Below are 19,559 nucleotides of genomic sequence, written 5' to 3' on the forward strand. Positions count from 1 at the left end.
ACGGCCGGGCGCAGCTCCTTGGCGATCGGGATCCCGGTCGCCTCGGCGACGTCGGTGAGGACGAAGTACGCGGCCTCGTCGATCCCGGCGTCGGCGAGCGCGTCGGCGGTGACGAGCCCGTCGATCCGGCGGACTTCGACGCCGAGGGCGGCGAGCTCCTCGCCGAGTCCGTGCTCGTCGGGACCGGCGACGACGGCGACGGCGCGGTCGACGTCGTCGACGCGACCGCCGTCGTGGCGGGCGGGGGTTCCCGCCATCACTCGTACTCGATCGTCGCGGGCGGCTTGTGGGTCACGTCGTAGACGACGCGAGCGACGTCCTCGTTCTCGCCGGTGATCCGGCTCTGGATGCGCTGGAGGGTGCTCCAGTCGAGCTCCTGAGCGCGCGCGGTCATCCCGTCGCGGCTCTCGACCGAGCGCACGGCGACGACCCAGCCGTGGACGCGGTTGTCGCCTTTCACGCCCGTCGCCTTCCCGAGGACGGCGGCGAACGCCTGCCACGGGTCGTACTCCTCTAGCTCCTCCTCAACGACGTGGGTCGCCTCGCGGGCGACCGCGGCCTTCTCCGGGGTCACCTCGCCGACGATGCGCACGGCGAGCCCGGGGCCGGGGAACGGCATGCGCTCGGAGATGATCTCCTCTAAGCCGAGCTCGCGGGCGACCTCCCGGACCTCGTCTTTGTACAGGTCGCGGACCGGTTCGACGAGCCCCTCGAAGTCGACGACCTCGGGGAGCCCGCCGACGTTGTGGTGCGACTTGATGTTCCCCTCCGACTCGATGCGGTCGGGGTAGATCGTCCCCTGCACGAGGTAGTCGGCGTCGACGTCGCGGGCGACGGTCTCGAACTCGTCGATGAACCCCTCGCCGATGGCGTGGCGCTTCTCCTCGGGGTCGGTGACGCCGGCGAGGCGGTCGAAGAAGCGCTCTTGCGCCTCGATCACCCGCAACGACTCCATGAACGAGAACGTGTCGCGGATCTCTTCGGTCTCGCCTTTCCGCATCAGTCCGGTGTCGACGTAGACGGGGGTGAGCTGGTCGCCGACCGCCTCGTACGCGAGCGTCGCCGCGACCGAGGAGTCGACCCCGCCGGAGAGGGCGATCACGGCGTTCGCATCGCCGATCGCCTCCCGGATCTCCGCTATCGCCTCGTCGATGAAAGCCTCCGTCTCGACCATCTATAGCCTCACGTCCGCGTTCCGCTCGGTTGTGTCCGTCGATCCCAGCGCCGCCTCGACGAGGGCGACGAACGGCGGGCTCGCGCGGTCCGGCCGCGACCGGAACTCGGGATGCGCCTGCGTCCCGAAGAAGAACGGGTGGCCCGGACGCTCTAAGATCTCCATCCGGTTGTCCGCGCTCCCGGAGAAGACGAGCCCGTCCGCCTCCAGCTCGTCGATGTACTCGGGGTTCACCTCGTAGCGGTGGCGGTGACGCTCCGTACAGGAGTCGGCGTCGTACACCCGCGCCGCGAGCGTGCCGGGCTCGATGGCGGTCTCGTGGGCGCCGAGCCGCATCGTCCCGCCCATGTCCTCCGTCTCGTACTGTTCCGGGAGCAGATCGATGACCGGATACGCCGTGTCGGGGTCGATCTCCGCGGAGTGGGCGCCCTCCAGCCCGAGGACGTTCCGCGCGTGCTCGACGACCGCCATCTGGAAGCCCAAGCAGAGGCCGAGGAAGGGCACGTCGTTCTCGCGGGCGTACCGGACCGCCTCGATCTTCCCGTCCGTGCCGCGGGAGCCGAACCCGCCGGGGACGACGACCGCGTCGGCCGACGCGAGGCGCTCCTCGTGGCGCTCGGTGGTCTCGTCGGCGTCGACCCACAGCACGTTCACCTCGGTCTCGGTCTGGATCCCGGCGTGCTTCAGCGCCTCGTGGATCGACATGTACGCGTCTTCGAGGGCGTACTTGCCGACGAGCGCGACGTCGATCGCTCGGTCGCGGTCGCGGGTGACCAAGTCGCGCCACTCGGTCGACCGCTCCGCCTTCGGGAGGGCCTCGTCGGCGAGCCCGAGCCGGTTCATCACGTGCTCGTCTAACCCCTCGTCTTCGACCATCAGCGGGACGTGGTAGATGTCCTCGACGTCGGGGTTCGAGAAGACGGCGTCCGTGGGGACGTCACAGAACAGGGCGATCTTCTCTTTCGTCTCCGGGTCCAGCCGGTTCTCGGAGCGGCCGACCAGGATGTCTGGCTGGAGCCCGATCGATCGCAGTTCCTTCACCGAGTGCTGCGTCGGCTTCGTCTTCTGCTCGCCGTTCTTCGAGTAGGGGACGAGCGTGACGTGGGTGAAGAGGATGTCCTCGTCGTCCTCCTCGTGGGCGAACTGCCGGAGGGCTTCGAGGAAGGGCATCGACTCGATGTCGCCGACCGTGCCGCCGATCTCGACGAGACAGACGTCCGACCCCTCGGCGGCCTCGCGGATGCGCCGCTTGATGTCGTCGGTGACGTGCGGGATGATCTGGACGGTCTTGCCGAGGTAGTCGCCGGCGCGCTCGCGCTCGATGACGTGCTGGTACGTCTTCCCCGTGGTGACGTTGTGGTCGAACGTCATGTCGGTGCCGAGGAAGCGCTCGTAGTTGCCCAGGTCGAGGTCGACCTCGCCCCCGTCCTTGAGCACGTACACCTCGCCGTGCTCGTAGGGGTTCATCGTTCCGGCGTCGACGTTGAGATACGGGTCCACCTTCACCGCGGTGACGTCGAAGCCCGCGTTCGCGAGGAGTCGCCCGGTGCTGGCGGCGGTGATCCCCTTCCCCAGCCCGGACATGACGCCGCCGGTGACGAACACGAACTTCCGACCCAATGATGGATCGTACCCTGTGTCGGGATCCGTTGGCATATCGACCGTCCGTCAGGGGCCGGCAAAACCGTTTCGGACCCTCCGTTTCGAGTGGACGTTCGTGACGTTCTCACGGGCGCCGTCGGGCGGGCACGGGCGACCGCGCGAGGCGAGGGCGCCGACTCACTCGGGCGCGACGAGCTTGTAGCACATCCCGGCCTCGTCGGAGTCCTCCGGGGCGCGCTCGGCGTAGTAGATCGCGTCGTCGGTGACGAGCGGCGCGCTGGTCACGTCGCCCCTGCCTTCGATCGACCAAGTCACCGACCCGTCCTCTCGGTCGAGCGCGTAGAGGTGCGCGTCGTACGAGCCCGCGAGGACGTGCTCGTTCGTCGCGGTCACGCTCCCCGTGACCCACCCGTTCGTCGGCGTCGACCACAGCTCCTCGCCGGTCCCCAGATCGAGCGCGTAGACGTTTCCGTCGTGGCTTCCGACGTAGGCCGCCCCGTCGTGGACGGCGGGCGCGCACATGACGTCGCCGTCGGTCTCGAACTCCCAGAGCCCCGTGCCGTCGGCGACGTCGACGGCGGTGACCGTCTCGGCCCACGACGGGACCACCGCGATCCCGCGACTGACCGCGATCGGCGCCTTGACGTCGCCACCGGTGTCGTAGGTCCACGCGCGCTCGCGGTCGGAGACCGACCACGCGTAGACGTGACCGTCGTTGGACCCGAACAGGAACCGGTCCCGCTCCAGGTCGACGGCGACCGTCGAGTGCGGGTGGTCGGTCGGTCGGTCGTCGCGCCACTCCACGTCGCCGCTCTCGGCGTCCATGACGACGACGGTCCCGCTCGGCGTCGCGTACTCGACGGCGACGTACAGCCGTCCCTCGTGGTAGGTCGGGCTGGCGGCGGCCGCGTCGCCGACCTCGGTCTGCCACTCGATCTCGCCGTCCGCCACCGACACCGCGGAGACGACGCCGTCGTAGGTCCCCACGTACGCGGTGCCGTCGGCGACCGCGGGGGTGCCGTGGCTCCCGCGGTCGTCGTCGGAGATCGAGGTCGACCAGTTCGTCGTCCCGTCGGTCGCGATCGACTGGACGCGGCCCGTGTCGTCGGCGATGAGCACGTCCCCCGTCGGCGTCAGCATCGGGCTCCCCTTCGAGGCCGTGTGATCCCCGCGGTTCGCCGGCACGGCCCACTCCACCTCGACGGTCTCCGGGATCGTCGCGTCGATGTGGCCGTGGTTCCGGAGCCCCTGCCGGAACTGCGAAGTGAGCCCCTCGGGCGACTGCGCTCGGTCGTCGAGGTCCAGCGGGAGGTCGACTCCGTCGAAGTCGGAGCCGTCGCCGCCGTCGGTTGGCGAGTCGCCGCCGAGCGCGCTACATCCAGCGAGTCCCGCGACGCCGACGCCGCCGGCGACCCGGAGCCAGTCGCGACGCGTCCGTTCGGTCATGGGTAGCGGTTCGCGGGTGAGGATAAAAATCCACGGCGCTCGGACGGGATCGATCGCCGTAGATCGACAGCGACTACCGCCGAAGCCCCAGCCGTCGCTCGTCGTTTTTTGCGTGGAGTTTTGCGAGGGAAGAGCGCTCCGAGAGCGTCTTCCGCATCGCGGGGGTGAACCCCGGCGATGCGAGGGGAGGGATTTGAACCACGGTCGCGCCAGAGGCGCTCCCTGATTCAAATCCTTCCCCCTGTGCATTCGCGCGTTGTGGACGCGCTCATGCGAGGGGAGGGATTTGAACCCACGGACCTCTACAGGAGCGGATCTTGAGTCCGCCGCCGTTTCCGGGCTTGGCTACCCTCGCACGCGGTCGACGATTTAGCGTCGCTCCTCTTTATCCCGTCGGTTGGGCGCGACCGGGTGGGATCCGAGACCCTCACAGCGCGATCATCGTGACGCCGACGACGGCGAGCAGGGCGGCGACGAGGCGGACGCGGAAGTAGCGCTCGCCGAGGACGACTCCGCCGAGCACGACGGCGATGATCGCCTGCGTGTTGATAACCGGCGACGCGACGCTCGCGGGGAGCGACGCGAACGCGACCGTCGTCAGGTGCTCGCCGAGCGCGACGAGTGCGCCCGCCGCGAGGAACTTCGGCGCGTCGCGTCGGGTGACGGCCGGCGGGTTCCGAACAGCGGCGGGGAGGAGGACGAGGCCGGCGCCCGCGAGGAGCAGGGGCACCCACAGCGTCCCGGGGATCGCGAGCTCCTGTAACGCCACGCGCTTACCGAGGTCGGCGACGGCGTAACACGCCGCGCTCACCAAGGCGAGCTGTGCGGGTCGCGAGTGGACGGCCCCGACGAGCGGCGCGAGCAGGCTCCCCGGCTCGTAGTTCGCGACGTAGACGGCCGCCGTGGCGACGACGACCCCGGCGATCTGAATCGGTGCGAGCACCTCACCGAGCAACAGCACCTCCAGCGGGAGCACGAACATCGGGACCACCTTGTTGATCGGCGTCACGTACGAGACGTCGCCGTCCTCGATCGCCCGGAGGAAGAGCACGAACGCGGCCGCGGTGGCCGTCGCGGTACCGGCGACGACGGCGACCGCGGCGGGGTCGACCGCCGCCAGCGCACCGGCGAGTCCGTTGACCGCGCCGCCCGGGTCGGTGACGGGGTCCGCTCCGCCGAGCCCCGCCCCGTCGAGATCGGTCGTCGCGACCGTCACCGGCAGGAACCACGCGATCGCCGCCGCGTTTATCAGCACCGTGAGTCCGGCGGGCGAGTAGCCCGAAAACGAGCGCTTCAACACGAAAATGTAGCTTCCCCACACGAATGCGGCCCCGATCGCGAAAGGAAGCCCGAGGTCCATCGATCGACTCGATGTCGGCCGCGGGAAAGAGGCGTTCGATCCCGGCGAGAGCGGACGCGGTCGCTTACGCGGTCGCCTCGTCGGCGTCGTCGGGGTCGTCGGGAGACGTCTCGTCGTCCGCGACGCGCTCGCTCACGACCTCCATGGCGTAGCCGGCGATTCCGGCCGCTGCGGCGCCGATGCCGATGGCGCGTATCTGTCTGAGGTACGCCGGCTTCACTTCGAGCTCGTCGGCGTTCTCGAAGTTCTTTCCGAGCATTTTCCGCGTGATCGACACGCTGAGCCCCGGGACGGCCGCGGTGAGGAGTCCCTGTCCGATCACGAGCAACGACCCGAACTTGCGTTTCGACCCGTCGTCGACCTTGCTACACGGCGTCTCGTCGCTGTCGAACATGTACGTAGGGAGGTGTCGAAAGCACATTAATATTGCGCGCATCACACACTCATGAGTCCGTGTCGCGACGGCGAGGACGCGACGGCGGCCGCGGCGGGTCCCCGATGCCGGCGCGAAACCGTTAGCATCCCCGCCGCCCGTTACTCGGACATGGACGAGCACACCCGGGACCCCGGCGTCGCCCCGCCGCTCGGAAACCCGACCGGGTGGCACTCGGCCGGCGAGGGGGCGGACCGGGCAGTGGGCCAGACGGACGACGGGGACCCCGACGCCGACGCCGGACTCGCCAGCGGCTACTGGGAGCACGCCACGCTCCGCCGGGCGGCCGAGCACGGGGTCCGACTGTTCAACGCCGGCGAGTACCACGAGTCGCACGACTGCTTCGAAGACGAGTGGTACAACTACGGGAGCGGGAGCGTCGAATCGGCCTTCCTCCACGGGATGGTGCAAGTCGCGGCGGGCGCGTACAAACACGTGGACTTCGAGAACGACGATGGGATGCGGTCGCTGTTCGAGACCGCGCTGACGTATCTCCGCGGCGTTCCGGACGACTTCTACGGCGTCGACGTCGCTGATGTGCGCGCGACGCTCCGGGCCGCGCTCGACGATCCGGCCGCGCTCGACGGCTGGAAGATCTCGCTGGACGACGCCCGCCCGGAGGCGTACCCGGCCGACTACGAGTACGCCGAGCGGATCGACGAGGCGCACTGAGCCGATCGGTCGAGATCCGCGCCGATCCGAACGCGACTTATCCGCCGAGCGCGTCCGACGGGTATGGACGTGTACGAACTGGGCGAGGGCGAGCCCGAAGTCGCGGTCGTCGGCGCGATCCACGGCGACGAGCCCTGCGGCGCCCGCGCGGTCCGACGACTCGTCGACAGCGACCTCGACGCCGAGCGCCCGGTGCGGCTGATCGTCGCCAACGAGGCGGCGCTCGACGCCGAAGTGCGCTACCTCGACGCCGACCTCAACCGGGCGTTTCCCGGCGACCCCGACTCGGACGCCCACGAGGAGCGGCTGGCCGACGAACTCCTCGCCGAGATCGAGGGCTGTACCACTCTCGCGATCCACTCGACGCAGTCGTCCGCCGAGCCGTTCGCGGTGATCGACTCGATGGACGAGGTCGCCCGCGCGGTCGCGCCCCACCTCCCGGTCGACGTCGTCATCCAGACCGACGCGTTCACGGAGGGACGGCTCATCGAACACCCGCATACCCTCGAAGTGGAGGCCGGCCTTCAGGGGTCTGACGCGGCCGCGGACAACGCCTACTGGCTGACGCGAGCGTTCCTGACCGCGACCGGCGCGCTCCCGGCCCCGGGCGCCGACGACGTGGTCGACGCGGGCGGCCGCGACGACGTCGAGGTGTTCCGGCTCCGCGACCGGATCCCGAAGCCCGAGGCCGAGGAGTACGAGGTGTTCGCGCGCAACTTCGAACGAGTCGAGGTCGGCGAGGCCTTCGCGGCCGCCGGCGACGAGCAGCTCCGCGCGGACGAGCCCTTTTATCCCGTGTTGCTGTCGCCGTACGGCTACCGCGACCAGTTCGGCTACGTCGCCGACCGAGTCGGAACGATCGAGTGAGCGGTCGGGTCGAGTCGGTCGACCGGCCGAGCTACTCGACCAGTTCGATAGTGTCGTCGCCGTTCGGCACCGCGCAGATGAACGCGCCCGGCTCGTCGCTCTCGTTCCGGTACCAGTGCTCGACGCCGGCCGGGATGAGGAGCGCGTCACCCGGAGAAACGGCGTGCTCCGTCTCGCCGATCCCGACCACGTACTCGCCGGCGAGCACGTACTGCTCGTGTTCGACCGCGTTCGTGTGACGCGGGACCGCGGCGCCGGGCGCGATCTCGAACCGCCGCATCGCGAAGTGCGGGGCGCCGTCCGACTCGTCTAAGAGCACGCCCTTCCGGAGCCCGTCCGCGGCGTCGACCGCCTCGTAGCCGACCTCGTCGCCGCGTTTCAGGACCGCGTCCGATGCGCTCGCCGCTGCGTCAGTGGAGTCTTCCATACCGACCGATCGGCGGCAAGGTGTTTATAAACGACGGCGGCGCGCGTCGGCGTCGGTCGGGCCGAGTCGCCGTCGTGGGTTCTCGGGAGCGTCGGCGTCAGGACGTTTAACCCCCCACCCGCCTAATTCGAAGGCATGCGAGGACTCAAGATCGGGACGGCGCTGGGGATCCCGGTCAGGCTCAACTGGACGTTCCTGATCGTGTTGCCGCTGTTCGCCTACCTCATCGGCTCGCAAGTCGGGATGATCGCCGAGGTGATGAACGAGGCGCTGGGCGCCGGGATCGACCCGGCCGCGATCGACGGGGGACTCACGCCGTGGGCCCTCGGACTGGCGGCGGCGGTCGGGCTGTTCGTCGGCGTCCTTCTCCACGAGTTCGGCCACTCGATCGTCGCCATGCGGTACGGCTACGAGATCGAGTCGATCACGCTGTGGCTGCTCGGCGGGCTCGCAAACTTCAGCGAGTTCCCCGAGGACTGGAAACACGAGTTCTGGATCGCGATCGCGGGTCCGATCGTCAGCGTCGCGATCGGCGTCGGCTGTTACGCGGTGTTCGCCGTGGCGCCGGTCGGGTCGAACGCCGTGCTCTTCGTGTTCGGCTACCTCGCGCTGCTGAACGTGGTGCTCGCCGTCTTCAACATGCTCCCGGCGTTCCCGATGGACGGCGGGCGCGTCCTCCGAGCGCTGTTGGCCCGGAATCAGCCGCACGCGCAGGCGACGCAGCGCGCCGCCGCGGTCGGGAAAGCGTTCGCGTTCGTTATGGGGCTCATCGGGCTGTTCAACCTCCAGCTGCTGTTGATCGTCCTCGCCTTTTTCATCTACATCGCCGCCTCCGGCGAGGCCCAGCAGACGACCCTGAAGGCCGCCTTCCAAGACGTCACCGTCGGCGACGTGATGACCAGCCGCGAGAACCTCCACACCGTCACCGAGGACACCTCCGTCACCGACCTGATGGGGCGGATGTTCGAGGAGCGACACACGGGCTACCCCGTGCTCCGCGGCGACGACCTCGTCGGGATGGTGACTTTGGAGGACGCGCGGTCGGTCCGCGAGGTCGAGCGCGACGCCTACCGCGTCGACGACGTGATGGCGACGAACGTGGTCGCGGTCGGCCCGGAGACGGACGCGATGACCGCGCTCCAGACGATGCAGGAACACGACGTCGGGCGCCTCCCCGTCGTCGACCGCCAGGAGCGGCTCGTCGGGATCATCTCCCGCTCGGACCTGATGACCGCGTTCAACATCATCCAGACGGGGGGCACCCCGAGCATCATCACCGGGCGGCGGCAGATCGGAGACGACCCCGACGTGTTCTGAATCGACGGGCGCGGCCCCCGGAGTTCGCGGCGACCGAAAGCGACTCCACGCAGCCGATCGAACGGCCGGGCATGAGTGAGTCCGACGCGACGGCGACGGTCCCGGTCACGGTGTACACCCGTGAGGGCTGTACCCTCTGTGACGCCGCCCGCGAGACCATCGAGGAGACCGCCGCGGGGCTCGACGTGGCGATCGACCTCGAGATGGTCGACGTCGACGAGGACCCCGAACTCGCCGCGGAGTACGGCGAGCGGGTCCCCTACGTGCTGATCGACGACCACCCGGCGTTCAAGTACGAGGTCGACGAGCGCGAGCTGCGGCTGAAGCTCTTGGCGGCGACCTGATCGAAAAATACCGGCCGTCTTTCCCCTTACTCGGCCGCGTCGACCGCCTCGGTCTCCGCACCGGGGGCGTTCCGCTTCACCGAGGTAATCCCATCGACCGCGTTCGACCGGGAGGCGTACCCCTCGCTGGAGTCCGCGACGATGTTCCCGTTGCGGTGGCGAAGCCGCCAGCGCCACTCGCCGCCCGCGTCCTCGTAGATCTCGAAGGCGGCGCTGCCGACATCCAACACGTCGGCGTCGGAGGCGTACTCGCGGACTCGACCGAGCGCATCCCGCGCGTTCGACTTGGAGGCGTACCCCTCGCCGGAGTCGGCGATGATGTTCCCGTTGCGGTGGCGGAGCCGCCAGCGGTACTCGCCGCCCTCGTCCTCGTACAGCTCGAACGTCGCGTTCGGTGATCCGTCGCCGTCCCCGTCATCCGCGTCGAGGTCGTCGAGGGCCGCCTCGGCGGCGTTCGACCGCACGCTGTCGAGCCCCTGACGGGCCCTCGACCGGGAGGAGTACCCCTCGCCGGAGTCCGCGAGCACGTTGCCGTTCTCGTGGATGAGCCGCCAGCGCCACTCCCCGGCCGCGTCACGGAACATCTCGAACGCCGTGGGGTCGACCCGGAGGTAGTCCGCGGCGGCGACGTGTTCGCGGATCCGGCCGAGCGCGCGTTCCGCGTTCGACTTGGAGGCGTACCCCTCGCCGGAGTCCGAGATGATGTTCCCGTTGTCGTGGCGGAGCCGCCAGCGCCACTCGCCGCCCGCGTCCTCGAACAGTTCGAAGGTCGCCTTGCTCGCGATGTCCTCGTCGTCGCTCGGCACGGCCACGTCGGGGTCCGTGGCGTCCTCGGGCTCGGGGCCGTCGTCGGCGGCGATCGCCTCGGCCTCCGCGGCCGAGGTCTCGATCCGGAGGATCCCGGCACCGAACGCGTTTCGCCGGACGCTGTGGAGCCCCTGCTGGGCCTTCCCGCGACTGCTGTACCCCTGTCCGGCCGTCGCGATGACGTTGCCGTTGCGGTGGCGGAGCCGCCAGCGCGGCTTGCCTCCCGCGTCCTCGAACAGCTCGAACCGAGCCTTGCTCTCGCGCAGCGACGCGATCTCGGCCCGGGCCGCTTCAAGCGCTGATTCCGTCTCCGACAGCTCGTCGCGGGTCGCCGACAGCTCGTCTTCCGCCGACGCCAACTCCTCGCGAGTCGCCTCCAGTTGGGCGCTCGTCTCATCTCGCGCGCTCGCGGCGGCGGCCGCCTCGCCCCGCATCCGCTCGTAATCCTCGTACACGGGGTCGGAGAGCAGCGGCACGACCGCCCCAGCGAGTCCGACGAGGAGCAGCCCGACGCCGTACAGCGTGATCACGGTCGGATCGCCGGACGCGGTGAGCCAGCCGTCCGGGAAGATGTTCACGAACCAGACGACGCCGAGGACGCTCACCGCCGTGCCGAGGTAGCCGAGATAGGTTCCCGCTCGGCGGAGCGGGAAGCGGATCACGGCCCCGAGCATGATGAACGGAGGCGCCAGCGCGGCGAGCGCGTACGCGATGCCGCGGGCGGTCGTCGCCGACTCGGTGAGGAAGAAGAGCACGACGCCGGCCAGGCCGAGCAGCATCCCGAATCCGAACAGCCAGTAACCGTTCACCTCGTCGTTCGTCGTCGGCGTGCCGATTCGTCGCTCGTAGAGCCCGCCGCTATTCGTTTGGTCATCACTTGCCATACGTCCGATGACTCTGGCAATCCGCTTATATGTGATGGTGTGTGATACAATACCTACCAAGTAGCTCCGGACTACCGCGACCCGAGCGTTTACCCGTCAAACGGTCCCTCATGGGGATATGCACGTACTCCGAGGGGGACGCGTTGTCGACGTGGCGGGAACTCGCGAGGCCGACGTGGCGATCGCGGACGGCGAGATCGTCGCGGTCGGCGATCCGAAAGGGATCGACGAAGCGATGGAAGCTGTCTCCAACGGGAACGCCGACGGGGTCACCGAGGTCGACGCCGACGGGAAAGTCGTCGCACCAGGACTGATCGACTCGCACGTCCACGTGATGATGGACGGGCGGCCCGACGTCTCGACCGCGGTGTCCGACAGCGACTACACCGCGAGCTACCGGGCCGCGGGCAACCTCGAAGCCGCGGTCGCGGCCGGCGTCACGACCGTCCGCGACCTCGGGAGTCGGGGGACGCTCGCGCTCGACGCCGGCGAGGCGGTCGCCGCCGGCGACTTCGACGGCGCGCGGGTGCTCGCGTGCGGCCGCAACGTCATCATGACCGGCGGCCACGGCAACTGGTTCGGGCGCGAGGCCGACGGGCCGGCCGAGGTCCGAAAGGCGGCCCGCGAGCAGCTGAAGGCGGGCGCGGACGTGCTCAAGTGCATGGCGACCGGCGGCGTCCTCACCGAGGGCGCGGTGACGGGCGCCCCCGAGCTGACACCCGAGGAGCTGGCGGCGTTCACCGACGCGGCCGCGCCGACCGACACGCCGACCGCGGCCCACGCCCACGGCGAGGAAGGGATCAAGAACGCCGTCGAGGCCGGCATTTCGAGCGTCGAGCACGGGACGTTCATGGACCGGGAGGCCGCCGAGATGATGGCCGATCGGGGCACCTACTGGGTTCCGACCGCGAGCGCGCTCCGCGGCATCGTCGACAACGGGATCGAGGCCGGGATCCCCGAGGACGCCGTCGCGAAGGCCGAGGACGCCGCCGACCGCTTCGACGACGCGTGGGACCACGCGCTCGACGCCGACGTGCCGATCGCGATGGGCACCGACGCGGGCACGCCGTTCAACTTCTTCGGGGAGATCCCGCAGGAACTGGCGTACATGGTCGACTACGGCCTCTCGCCGGAGCGGGCGCTGGCGGCCGCCACCGTCAACGCCGCGGACCTGCTCGGGCTCGACGACGTCGGCCGGGTCGAGGAGGGGTATCAAGCCGACCTCGTGCTCCTCGACGCCGACCCGACCGAGGACGTCGAGGCGTGGCAGGACCCGGAGGCGGTGTTCGCTCGCGGCGAGCGGGTCGCGTAGGCACGCGCTCCCGTCGCTCGCGACGCCGACCCGGCGGCGCCTTCGCCGCGCGGCCGACCGCCCGCGAACGGTCTCTTTTAACCCGAGCCGGCGTAAGGATCGACCGATGACGAGCGCGCAATCCGGGTCGTCGCCCCGGTACGCGGACCCGGACGAGAACCCCTACGTCGAGGCGTCGCCGACCGACTTCGAGCCGGTCGAGGAGCTCTCGCCCGAGGCGGCCGCCGAACAGGCGTCGCTGCTCCGAGCGGCGATCCGGGAGCACGATCACCGGTACTACGTCGAGGCCAACCCCCTGATCTCCGACGAGGCGTACGACCGGCTGTTCGCGCGCCTGCGGGAGCTGGAAGGGGCGTTCGACCTCCCGACCGAGGACTCCCCCACGCGTCGCGTCGGCGGCGAGCCGGTCGACGAGTTAGAGACCGTCGAGCACGTCGCGCCGATGCGCTCCATCGACAACGCGACGGAGGCGGACGCGGTCCGGGAGTTCGACGAGCGGGTCCGGCGGGGACTCGACGCCGAGGGGTTCGACCCCGACGACGTGGCGTACGTCTGCGAGCCGAAGTTCGACGGGCTCTCGATCGAGGTGATCTACGAGGACGGCGTCTACGCCCGCGCCGCCACCCGCGGGGACGGGAGCGAGGGCGACGACGTGACCGAACAGGTGCGGATGATCCCGTCGGTTCCCGGCAGGCTCCGCGGCGACCCACCGGCCACGCTGGCGGTCCGCGGCGAGGTGTACATGCCCCGCGGTGCGTTCGAGGCGTACAACGAGGCGCTGATCGAGCGCGGCGAGGAGCCGTTTGCGAACCCGCGCAACGCCGCGGCCGGGACCCTCCGCCAGCTCGACCCCGCGGTCGTCGCCGAGCGCCCGCTCGACGTCTTCTTTTTCGACGTGTTGGCGTGGGAGACCGGCGACGGGGCAGCGGGAGGAGCCGAGGGCGGCGACGACGCCGAGCCGCCGGAGCGTCCCGACACCCACTGGGCGGAGTTCGACGCGTTCGACGCGTTCGGCCTCCGGCGCGCTGACCGGGTCGAGCGCGTCGGCGACATCGAGGACGCGATCGAGTACCGCGACCGCCTCACGGCCGAGCGCGACGACCTGAACTACGAGATCGACGGCGTCGTGATCGCGGTCGACCGCCGGTCCCACCGCGAGGCGCTCGGGTCGACGTCGCGGGCGCCGCGCTGGGCGTTCGCCTACAAGTTCCCGCCCCGCACCGCGACGACGACCGTCGAGGGGATCACGGTGCAGGTGGGGCGGACGGGCCGGCTCACCCCCGTCGCCGAGCTCGACCCCGTCGACGTCGGCGGGGTCACCGTCTCGCGGGCGACCCTCCACAACCCCGCCGAGATCGAGGCGCTCGGCGTGAACGCCGGCGACCGCGTGCGGATCTACCGCGCCGGCGACGTGATCCCCTACGTCCCGGAGGTCGTCGAGACGCGCTCGGAGGGGACATACGAGTTTCCCGAAACCTGCCCGGTCTGCGACGCCCCCGTCGAGCGCGACGGCCCGCTCGCCTTCTGTACCGGCGGGCTCGGCTGCCCGGCGCAGCTGGAGCGGGCGGTCGAACACTGGGCGCGACGGGACGCGCTCGATATCGAAGGGTTGGGGCCTGAAGGGGCCGAGCGGCTCCGCGAGGCCGGCCTCGTCGAGTCGCTGCCGGACCTGTACGACCTGACCGTCGAGGATCTGGCCGCGTTAGAGGGGTGGGGAGAGACGAGCGCCGAGAATCTCGTCACCGAGCTGGCGGCCACGGAAGAGCCGCCGCTCGACGCGTTCCTCGCCGGACTCGGGATCCCCGACGTGGGGGCGACGACCGCCCGCGCGCTCGCGACGCACTTCGGCGACCTCGACGCACTCCTCGACGCCGACGAGGACGCGTTGCGGGCGGTCGACGACGTCGGCCCCGAGGTCGCGGAATCGATCCGGACGTTCCTCGACACCGAGGAGAACCGGGCGGCGATCGAGGGGCTCCGCGAGCGCGGCGTGGAACCCGAATCGGTCGACGTCGAGGCGGGCGACGCGCTCGACGAACTCACCTTCGTCTTCACCGGGTCGCTGTCGACGACGCGGGGCGAGGCGCAGGCGCACGTGGAGGCGCACGGCGCGGACGCCACGTCGAGCGTCTCCGGCAACACCGACTACCTCGTCGCCGGCGAGAACCCCGGACGGTCGAAGCGCGAGGACGCCGACGCGGAGGATGTCCCCGTGCTCGACGAGGACGCCTTCGCCGACCTCCTCGCAGAGCGGGGGGTCGCGTGGCCGCCCGAGGAGTGAGAGGGCCCCGACGCGCCGTTCCCGCCGACGAGACCCGCAACCCTTTATCCGGAGACGCGGGAACGGAGGGGTATGACCGCCATCGAGCTGCGTGGCGTGCGGAAGGAGTTCGGCGACGTCACCGCCGTCCGTGACCTCGACCTCACCGTGCAGGAGGGCGAGGTGTACGGGTTCCTCGGCCCGAACGGCGCCGGCAAGTCGACGACCATCGACATGCTGCTCGACCTCGTCAGACCGACCGCGGGGACGGTGCGCGTGCTCGGACGGGACGCCACCGGGGACGGGGTCGCGATCCGGCGGCGGACCGGCGTGCTCCCGGACGGCTTCTCGGTGTATAACCGCCTCTCCGGGCGAAAACACGTCGAGTTCGCAATCAAGTCGAAGGAGGCCGACGACGACCCCGACGCCCTGTTAGAGCGCGTCGGGCTGCTCGACGACGCCGACCGCAAGGCCGGCGGCTACTCGAAGGGGATGCGCCAGCGACTGGCGCTCGCGATGGCGCTCGCCGGCACTCCCGACCTGCTCGTCCTCGACGAGCCCTCCTCCGGGCTCGACCCCGCGGGCGCGAAGGAGATGCGCGAGATCGTCCGGAGCGAGGCCGACCGCGGCGCGACCGTCTTCTTCTCTTCCCACATCCTCGAACAGGTCGACGCGGTCTGCGACCGCGTCGGGATACTCCGCGGCGGCGAGCTCGTCGCCGAGGACTCGGTGGAGGGGCTCCGCGAGGCCGTCGGCGGCGAGGAGACGCTGGAGATCGCCGTCGGCGGCCCGAGCGGATCGGACGCCGCAAACGGGGCGGACGGCGCGACCGGTACCGACGGCGCGAGCGACGCGGCCGTCGAGGCGGTCCGCGCGGTCGACGGCGTGAGTCGCGTCGACCGCGACGGCGACGCGCTCGTCGTGAGCTGCGCAGACGGTGCGAAGACCCGCGTCATCGCCGCGCTGGAGGACGCCGGCGTCGGCGTCGACGACTTCCACACCAGAGAGGCGTCGCTGGAGGACCTCTTCTTGGCGTACACGGAGGGCGACGCGCCGGAATCGAAGAAAACGGTGCCCGGCACGGCCGACGACGACGAGGAGGTGGATCGATGAGCCTCGTTGCCATCGCGGGGAAGGACTTCCAAGACGCGGTGCGCTCGCGGGGGATGATCGCCCTCGTGGCGCTGTTCTCGCTGCTCGTCGCCGTGTTCGCGTTCGTCATTAGGCCGACGGGACAGGGCGAGCAGTTCGCGACGGAGCTCCTCTTACGCTTCTTCGTCAGGCCGTTCCTCGTGACGACGCTCGTCCCGCTCGTCGGGGTCGTGATCGGCTACAACGCCGTGAGCGGCGAGCGCGAGTCCGGCTCCCTGAAGCTGCTCCTCTCGCTGCCGCACTCGCGCGCGGATGTCGTCTTCGGAAAGGTGGTCGGGCGGGGCGCCGCGCTGTCGGTCGCGGTGTTCGCCGGGTTCCTGCTGCCCGCCGCCGTGCTGGCCGCCCTCGCGCAAACCGGCGGTATCGCGGCGTTCAACGCCGGATCTTTCTTCGGGTTCACCGTCTTCGCCGCGGTGTTGGGAATCGTCTTCGTCGCGATCGCGGTCGGTTGCTCGGCCGCCGCGTCGACCCAGCGACGCGCGTTGATCGGCGGCGTCTCGATCTACGTCCTGTTCGTGCTGCTGTGGGGCGCCGTCACCGGCCAGTTCCTCGGCGCCGCCGGCGGGATCGTCGACCCGCTCCCGGTGTCGACCGAGCAGGTCCGGACGTTCCTCCGCGTGTCGAATCCGACGACCGGCGTCGAGATCCTGTCGAACGCGTTCCTCGCCGAGCGGCTGTTCGCGGGCGAGAGCGTCAACCGACAGATATCGGCGGCGTCGATGCTCGTGTTCTGGACGGTCGCGCCGCCGCTGGTCGGGCTCTGGAAGTTCGACACCGACGACTTATAAACGAAGGCAGCCGTCTCGCGGCCGGTTACGCCGTCGCGCGCTCGATCGCGGCCTCCAGGTCGGCGACGATGTCCGCCGGGTCCTCGATGCCGACGGAGAGGCGCACCATGTCGCCGGTGACGCCGGCGGCCTCCTGTTCATCTTCGGTCAGCTGCTGGTGGGTCGTCGACGCCGGGTGGATGACGAGCGTCTTCGCGTCGCCGACGTTCGCGAGCAGCGACGCGAGGTCGGCGTTCTCGACGGTTCCCTTCGCTGCCTCGTAGCCGCCCTCCAGCCCGAAGGTGATCATGCCGCCGTAGCCGCCCTCCAGGTACTCGCTCGCCTCCGCGTGGGTCTCGTGGCTCTCCAGTCCGGGGTAGTTCACCCACGCCACGTCCCCGTGCTCGTCGAGGTACTCCGCGACGATGCCGGCGTTCTCGCAGTGGCGGTCCATCCGGAGCGGGAGCGACTCCGTCTGCTGGAGCGTGTTCCACGCGTCGAACGGAGACTGCTGGTCGCCCAGGTCACGGAGCCCGCGGGTGACCGCCGCGAAGGTGAACGCCGCGTCGCCGAACGCGTCGACGTAGTTGATCCCGTGGTACGCCGGGTTGTCCTGCGCGATCTCCGGGAACTTCTCGGGGTACTCGCCCCACGGGAAGGAGCCGCCGTCGACGAGGACGCCGCCGACGGTGGTGCCGTTGCCGGTGAGCCACTTGGTCGTCGACTCCCAGACGAGATCGGCGCCGTGGTCGAGCGGGCGGCACAGATAGGGCGTCGCGAACGTGTTGTCGACGAACAGCGGGACGCCGTGCTCGTGGGCGATGTCGGCGATCCGCTGGATATCCGGCGTGACCAAGGCCGGGTTCCCGATCGTTTCGAGGTGGACGTAGGCGGTGTCTCCGTCGATGGCGTCGCCGTACCCCTCGTAGTCGAGCGGGTCGACGAACCGCGTCGAGACCCCGCGACGCTCGACGGAGTGGGTGAGATAGGTGTAGGTCCCGCCGTACAGCGCCGACGAGGAGACGATGTTGTCGCCCGCGGACGCGAGCATGAACGTCGCCAGGTCGAACGCCGCCATTCCGGAGGAGGTAGCGACTGCACCCACACCGTTTTCGAGGGAGGCGATCCGCTCCTCCAAGGCGGCGTTCGTCGGGTTCATGATCCGGGAGTAGACGTTGCCCGCCTCCTCCAACGCGAACAGCCGGGCGGCGTGGTCGGCGTCCTCGAACTCGTATGATGTCGTCTGGTAGATGGGCGTGGCGCGGGCGCCGGTCGCCGGGTCCGGGTTCGATCCCGCGTGGACGCTTCGGGTGCGGAACTCGCGGTCTGCGTCGTCCTCGTCGGATGGCATAAACAGGAATGCGCCCGCCACGTATTTAAAAACGGTCGCAAGAGCCGGACGTTACCGGTTTCTCGGAGATTCCGGCGCTGCGCGGCACCGAGCGGCGCCGCACTTGCGGGACTCGTGCGAACCGTTAACAGCGTCGAACCGTAACGCTAGCCATGGGAACCCAAGGTCCGCGCGGCGACACCCTCGATCTGGATGACGCGGTGGGCGGCATCCCGGACGCCGTCTGGCAGTACACCGCGCTCGGCGCCGCCCTGCTCGTCGGGTTCGCCCTCCTCAGCCAGAGCCTCGTCTTCGGCGTGGGCGCGCTCGCCGTGTTGCTGGCTGCCGTCACGGTCGTCAGCGCGGTCGAGATCGTCGACGCCTACGACAAGGAGGCGCTCACGGTGTTCGGCGAGTACCGGCAGCTACTCGAACCGGGCGTCCACCTCATTCCGCCGTTCGTCTCCCGCACCTACGCGTTCGACATGCGGACCCAGACGATCGACGTACCGAGCCAGTCGGCGATCACGCGGGACAACTCGCCGGTGACGGCGGACGCGGTCGTCTACATCAAGGTGATGGACGCGAAGAAGGCCTTTCTGGAGGTCGACGACTACAAAAACGCCGTCTCGAATCTCGCGCAGACCACGCTCCGGGCCGTCCTCGGCGACATGGAACTCGACGACACGCTCTCTCGCCGCGACCAGATCAACGACCGCATCAACGAGGAGTTAGACGAGCCGACCGACGAGTGGGGGATCCGCGTCGAGGCGGTCGAGGTCCGCGAGGTGAGCCCCTCTCAGGAGGTCCAGCGGGCGATGGAGCAGCAGACGGGCGCCGAGCGTCGTCGCCGGGCGATGATCCTCGAAGCGCAGGGGGAACGCCGCTCGGCCGTCGAGCAGGCGGAGGGGGATAAGCAGTCGAACATCATCCGCGCGCAGGGTGAAAAGCAGAGCCAGATCCTCGAAGCGCAGGGAGACGCCATCTCCACCGTGCTCCGCGCCCGCTCCGCCGAGTCGATGGGCGAGCGCGCCATCGTCGAACGCGGGATGGAGACGTTAGAGGAAATCGGCAAGGGCGAGTCCACCACGTTCGTGCTCCCGCAGGAGCTCACCAGCCTCGTCGGCCGCTACGGCAAGGCGCTGTCCGGTTCCGACGTGCAGGAGATGGAGGGGTTAGAGAGCAAGGAGTTCGACGAGGAAACGGAGAAGATGCTCGGCTTAGAAGACATCGAGAGCGCGCTCGAACAGCTCGACACGGTGGCCGACAGCGATCTCCGGACCGACGAGACGCGCGACGCCGACACGGCACGCGACATCGATCTCGACCGTCAAGAAGACCGGGCCCGCGAGGCGGATCGTGACATCGAGCTGGAGGCAGAAAGCGAGCGGCCGAGCGACTGATC

17 protein-coding genes, 1 tRNA gene and 1 pseudogene are annotated in these 19,559 nt (G+C 69.8%); 9 read left to right on the forward strand and 10 right to left on the reverse strand.

Features of this window, described 5'->3' with window-relative positions; genetic code table 11:
* The 7 genes and pseudogenes from OQF71_RS05965 to OQF71_RS05995 form a co-directional block, all read right to left on the reverse strand.
* Positions 1 to 257 (reverse strand): annotated as a pseudogene (locus OQF71_RS05965) (CTP synthetase); the annotation flags it as partial.
* A complete protein-coding gene (gene guaA / locus OQF71_RS05970; protein WP_280586472.1) occupies positions 257 to 1,174 on the reverse strand; it encodes a glutamine-hydrolyzing GMP synthase in 918 nt (305 codons plus the stop codon). The pseudogene OQF71_RS05965 and the gene guaA, both read right to left, overlap by 1 nt.
* Positions 1,175 to 2,830, reverse strand: coding sequence for a CTP synthase (locus OQF71_RS05975; RefSeq protein ID WP_280586473.1), 1,656 nt, complete (start codon positions 2,828 to 2,830; stop codon positions 1,175 to 1,177). It abuts the gene before it with no gap.
* Positions 2,831 to 2,953: 123 nt separating this feature from the next.
* The gene (locus tag OQF71_RS05980; protein WP_280586475.1) at positions 2,954 to 4,222 is read right to left on the reverse strand and encodes a PQQ-binding-like beta-propeller repeat protein; all 1,269 of its coding nucleotides are present in this window, start codon (positions 4,220 to 4,222) and stop codon (positions 2,954 to 2,956) included.
* 271 nt (positions 4,223 to 4,493) lie between these two features.
* Positions 4,494 to 4,577 (reverse strand) — tRNA-Leu (locus OQF71_RS05985).
* Positions 4,578 to 4,649: 72 nt separating this feature from the next.
* The gene (locus OQF71_RS05990) at positions 4,650 to 5,582 is read right to left on the reverse strand and encodes an EamA family transporter (protein ID WP_280586476.1); all 933 of its coding nucleotides are present in this window, start codon (positions 5,580 to 5,582) and stop codon (positions 4,650 to 4,652) included.
* Positions 5,583 to 5,646: 64 nt separating this feature from the next.
* Positions 5,647 to 5,976, reverse strand: coding sequence for a hypothetical protein (locus tag OQF71_RS05995; protein ID WP_280586478.1), 330 nt, complete (start codon positions 5,974 to 5,976; stop codon positions 5,647 to 5,649).
* A gap of 150 nt (positions 5,977 to 6,126) precedes the next feature.
* On the opposite strand from OQF71_RS05995, the gene OQF71_RS06000 reads away from it, so the two are divergent.
* Positions 6,127 to 6,687: a DUF309 domain-containing protein gene (locus OQF71_RS06000; RefSeq protein WP_280586479.1), complete on the forward strand. Its 561-nt coding sequence runs from the start codon at positions 6,127 to 6,129 to the stop codon at positions 6,685 to 6,687.
* Positions 6,688 to 6,750: 63 nt separating this feature from the next.
* Positions 6,751 to 7,554, forward strand: a complete 804-nt coding sequence (locus tag OQF71_RS06005) for a succinylglutamate desuccinylase/aspartoacylase family protein (RefSeq protein WP_280586480.1) — start codon at positions 6,751 to 6,753, stop codon at positions 7,552 to 7,554.
* A 31-nt stretch (positions 7,555 to 7,585) separates the two neighbouring features.
* On the opposite strand, the gene OQF71_RS06010 is transcribed toward OQF71_RS06005, so the two are convergent.
* A complete protein-coding gene (locus OQF71_RS06010; RefSeq protein WP_280586481.1) occupies positions 7,586 to 7,981 on the reverse strand; it encodes a cupin domain-containing protein in 396 nt (131 codons plus the stop codon).
* Between the two features lie 135 nt (positions 7,982 to 8,116).
* Between OQF71_RS06010 and OQF71_RS06015 the strand changes: the two genes are divergently transcribed.
* Both OQF71_RS06015 and OQF71_RS06020 read left to right on the forward strand, forming a co-directional pair.
* Positions 8,117 to 9,298 carry a M50 family metallopeptidase gene (locus tag OQF71_RS06015; RefSeq protein WP_280586483.1) on the forward strand — a complete coding sequence of 394 codons (1,182 nt, stop codon included), beginning with the start codon at positions 8,117 to 8,119 and terminating at the stop codon, positions 9,296 to 9,298.
* 71 nt (positions 9,299 to 9,369) lie between these two features.
* Positions 9,370 to 9,642, forward strand: coding sequence for a glutaredoxin family protein (locus tag OQF71_RS06020; protein ID WP_280586485.1), 273 nt, complete (start codon positions 9,370 to 9,372; stop codon positions 9,640 to 9,642).
* Positions 9,643 to 9,668: 26 nt separating this feature from the next.
* Here the strand turns inward: OQF71_RS06020 and OQF71_RS06025 are convergent, their stop codons facing one another.
* Positions 9,669 to 11,333 carry an HVO_2922 family protein gene (locus tag OQF71_RS06025; protein WP_280586486.1) on the reverse strand — a complete coding sequence of 555 codons (1,665 nt, stop codon included), beginning with the start codon at positions 11,331 to 11,333 and terminating at the stop codon, positions 9,669 to 9,671.
* A 118-nt stretch (positions 11,334 to 11,451) separates the two neighbouring features.
* Here OQF71_RS06025 and OQF71_RS06030 point away from each other — a divergent pair, with 118 nt between their 5' ends.
* The 4 genes from OQF71_RS06030 to OQF71_RS06045 all read left to right on the forward strand — a co-directional run bounded on the left by OQF71_RS06030 (position 11,452) and on the right by OQF71_RS06045 (position 16,845).
* Positions 11,452 to 12,645, forward strand: a complete 1,194-nt coding sequence (locus OQF71_RS06030) for an amidohydrolase family protein (RefSeq protein ID WP_280586487.1) — start codon at positions 11,452 to 11,454, stop codon at positions 12,643 to 12,645.
* 106 nt (positions 12,646 to 12,751) lie between these two features.
* Positions 12,752 to 14,926, forward strand: a complete 2,175-nt coding sequence (ligA, locus tag OQF71_RS06035) for an NAD-dependent DNA ligase LigA (protein WP_280586488.1) — start codon at positions 12,752 to 12,754, stop codon at positions 14,924 to 14,926.
* Positions 14,927 to 14,998: 72 nt separating this feature from the next.
* Positions 14,999 to 16,018, forward strand: coding sequence for an ABC transporter ATP-binding protein (locus OQF71_RS06040; protein ID WP_280586489.1), 1,020 nt, complete (start codon positions 14,999 to 15,001; stop codon positions 16,016 to 16,018).
* Positions 16,015 to 16,845 (forward strand): ABC transporter permease subunit, encoded by an 831-nt coding sequence (locus tag OQF71_RS06045; protein WP_280586490.1) that lies wholly within the window; start codon positions 16,015 to 16,017, stop codon positions 16,843 to 16,845. The genes OQF71_RS06040 and OQF71_RS06045 overlap by 4 nt, the downstream gene beginning before the upstream one ends.
* Positions 16,846 to 16,870: 25 nt before the next feature.
* Here the strand turns inward: OQF71_RS06045 and OQF71_RS06050 are convergent, their stop codons facing one another.
* Complete coding sequence (locus OQF71_RS06050) at positions 16,871 to 18,175, reverse strand: O-acetylhomoserine aminocarboxypropyltransferase/cysteine synthase family protein (protein ID WP_280586492.1); 1,305 nt, start codon at positions 18,173 to 18,175, stop codon at positions 16,871 to 16,873.
* A 152-nt stretch (positions 18,176 to 18,327) separates the two neighbouring features.
* On the opposite strand from OQF71_RS06050, the gene OQF71_RS06055 reads away from it, so the two are divergent.
* A complete protein-coding gene (locus OQF71_RS06055; RefSeq protein ID WP_280586493.1) occupies positions 18,328 to 19,557 on the forward strand; it encodes an SPFH domain-containing protein in 1,230 nt (409 codons plus the stop codon).
* The last annotated feature ends 2 nt before the right edge of the window (positions 19,558 to 19,559 follow it).

This window comes from Halorubrum sp. Boch-26, from assembly GCF_029889805.1.
Classification (GTDB): Archaea; Halobacteriota; Halobacteria; order Halobacteriales; family Haloferacaceae; genus Halorubrum.

What these genes read in the sequence shown, in the direction of transcription:
- OQF71_RS06025 (WP_280586486.1), bottom strand. Translation starts at nt 11,333, where the DNA reads ATGGCAAGTGATGACCAAACGAATAGCGGCGGGCTCTACGAGCGACGA.
- OQF71_RS05980 (WP_280586475.1), bottom strand. Translation starts at nt 4,222, where the DNA reads ATGACCGAACGGACGCGTCGCGACTGGCTCCGGGTCGCCGGCGGCGTC.
- OQF71_RS06015 (WP_280586483.1), top strand. Translation starts at nt 8,117, where the DNA reads ATGCGAGGACTCAAGATCGGGACGGCGCTGGGGATCCCGGTCAGGCTC.
- OQF71_RS05990 (WP_280586476.1), bottom strand. Translation starts at nt 5,582, where the DNA reads ATGGACCTCGGGCTTCCTTTCGCGATCGGGGCCGCATTCGTGTGGGGA.
- OQF71_RS06030 (WP_280586487.1), top strand. Translation starts at nt 11,452, where the DNA reads ATGCACGTACTCCGAGGGGGACGCGTTGTCGACGTGGCGGGAACTCGC.
- OQF71_RS06000 (WP_280586479.1), top strand. Translation starts at nt 6,127, where the DNA reads ATGGACGAGCACACCCGGGACCCCGGCGTCGCCCCGCCGCTCGGAAAC.
- ligA (WP_280586488.1), top strand. Translation starts at nt 12,752, where the DNA reads ATGACGAGCGCGCAATCCGGGTCGTCGCCCCGGTACGCGGACCCGGAC.
- guaA (WP_280586472.1), bottom strand. Translation starts at nt 1,174, where the DNA reads ATGGTCGAGACGGAGGCTTTCATCGACGAGGCGATAGCGGAGATCCGG.
- OQF71_RS06040 (WP_280586489.1), top strand. Translation starts at nt 14,999, where the DNA reads ATGACCGCCATCGAGCTGCGTGGCGTGCGGAAGGAGTTCGGCGACGTC.
- OQF71_RS06050 (WP_280586492.1), bottom strand. Translation starts at nt 18,175, where the DNA reads ATGCCATCCGACGAGGACGACGCAGACCGCGAGTTCCGCACCCGAAGC.
- OQF71_RS06010 (WP_280586481.1), bottom strand. Translation starts at nt 7,981, where the DNA reads ATGGAAGACTCCACTGACGCAGCGGCGAGCGCATCGGACGCGGTCCTG.
- OQF71_RS06045 (WP_280586490.1), top strand. Translation starts at nt 16,015, where the DNA reads ATGAGCCTCGTTGCCATCGCGGGGAAGGACTTCCAAGACGCGGTGCGC.
- OQF71_RS06005 (WP_280586480.1), top strand. Translation starts at nt 6,751, where the DNA reads ATGGACGTGTACGAACTGGGCGAGGGCGAGCCCGAAGTCGCGGTCGTC.
- OQF71_RS06055 (WP_280586493.1), top strand. Translation starts at nt 18,328, where the DNA reads ATGGGAACCCAAGGTCCGCGCGGCGACACCCTCGATCTGGATGACGCG.
- OQF71_RS06020 (WP_280586485.1), top strand. Translation starts at nt 9,370, where the DNA reads ATGAGTGAGTCCGACGCGACGGCGACGGTCCCGGTCACGGTGTACACC.
- OQF71_RS05975 (WP_280586473.1), bottom strand. Translation starts at nt 2,830, where the DNA reads ATGCCAACGGATCCCGACACAGGGTACGATCCATCATTGGGTCGGAAG.
- OQF71_RS05995 (WP_280586478.1), bottom strand. Translation starts at nt 5,976, where the DNA reads ATGTTCGACAGCGACGAGACGCCGTGTAGCAAGGTCGACGACGGGTCG.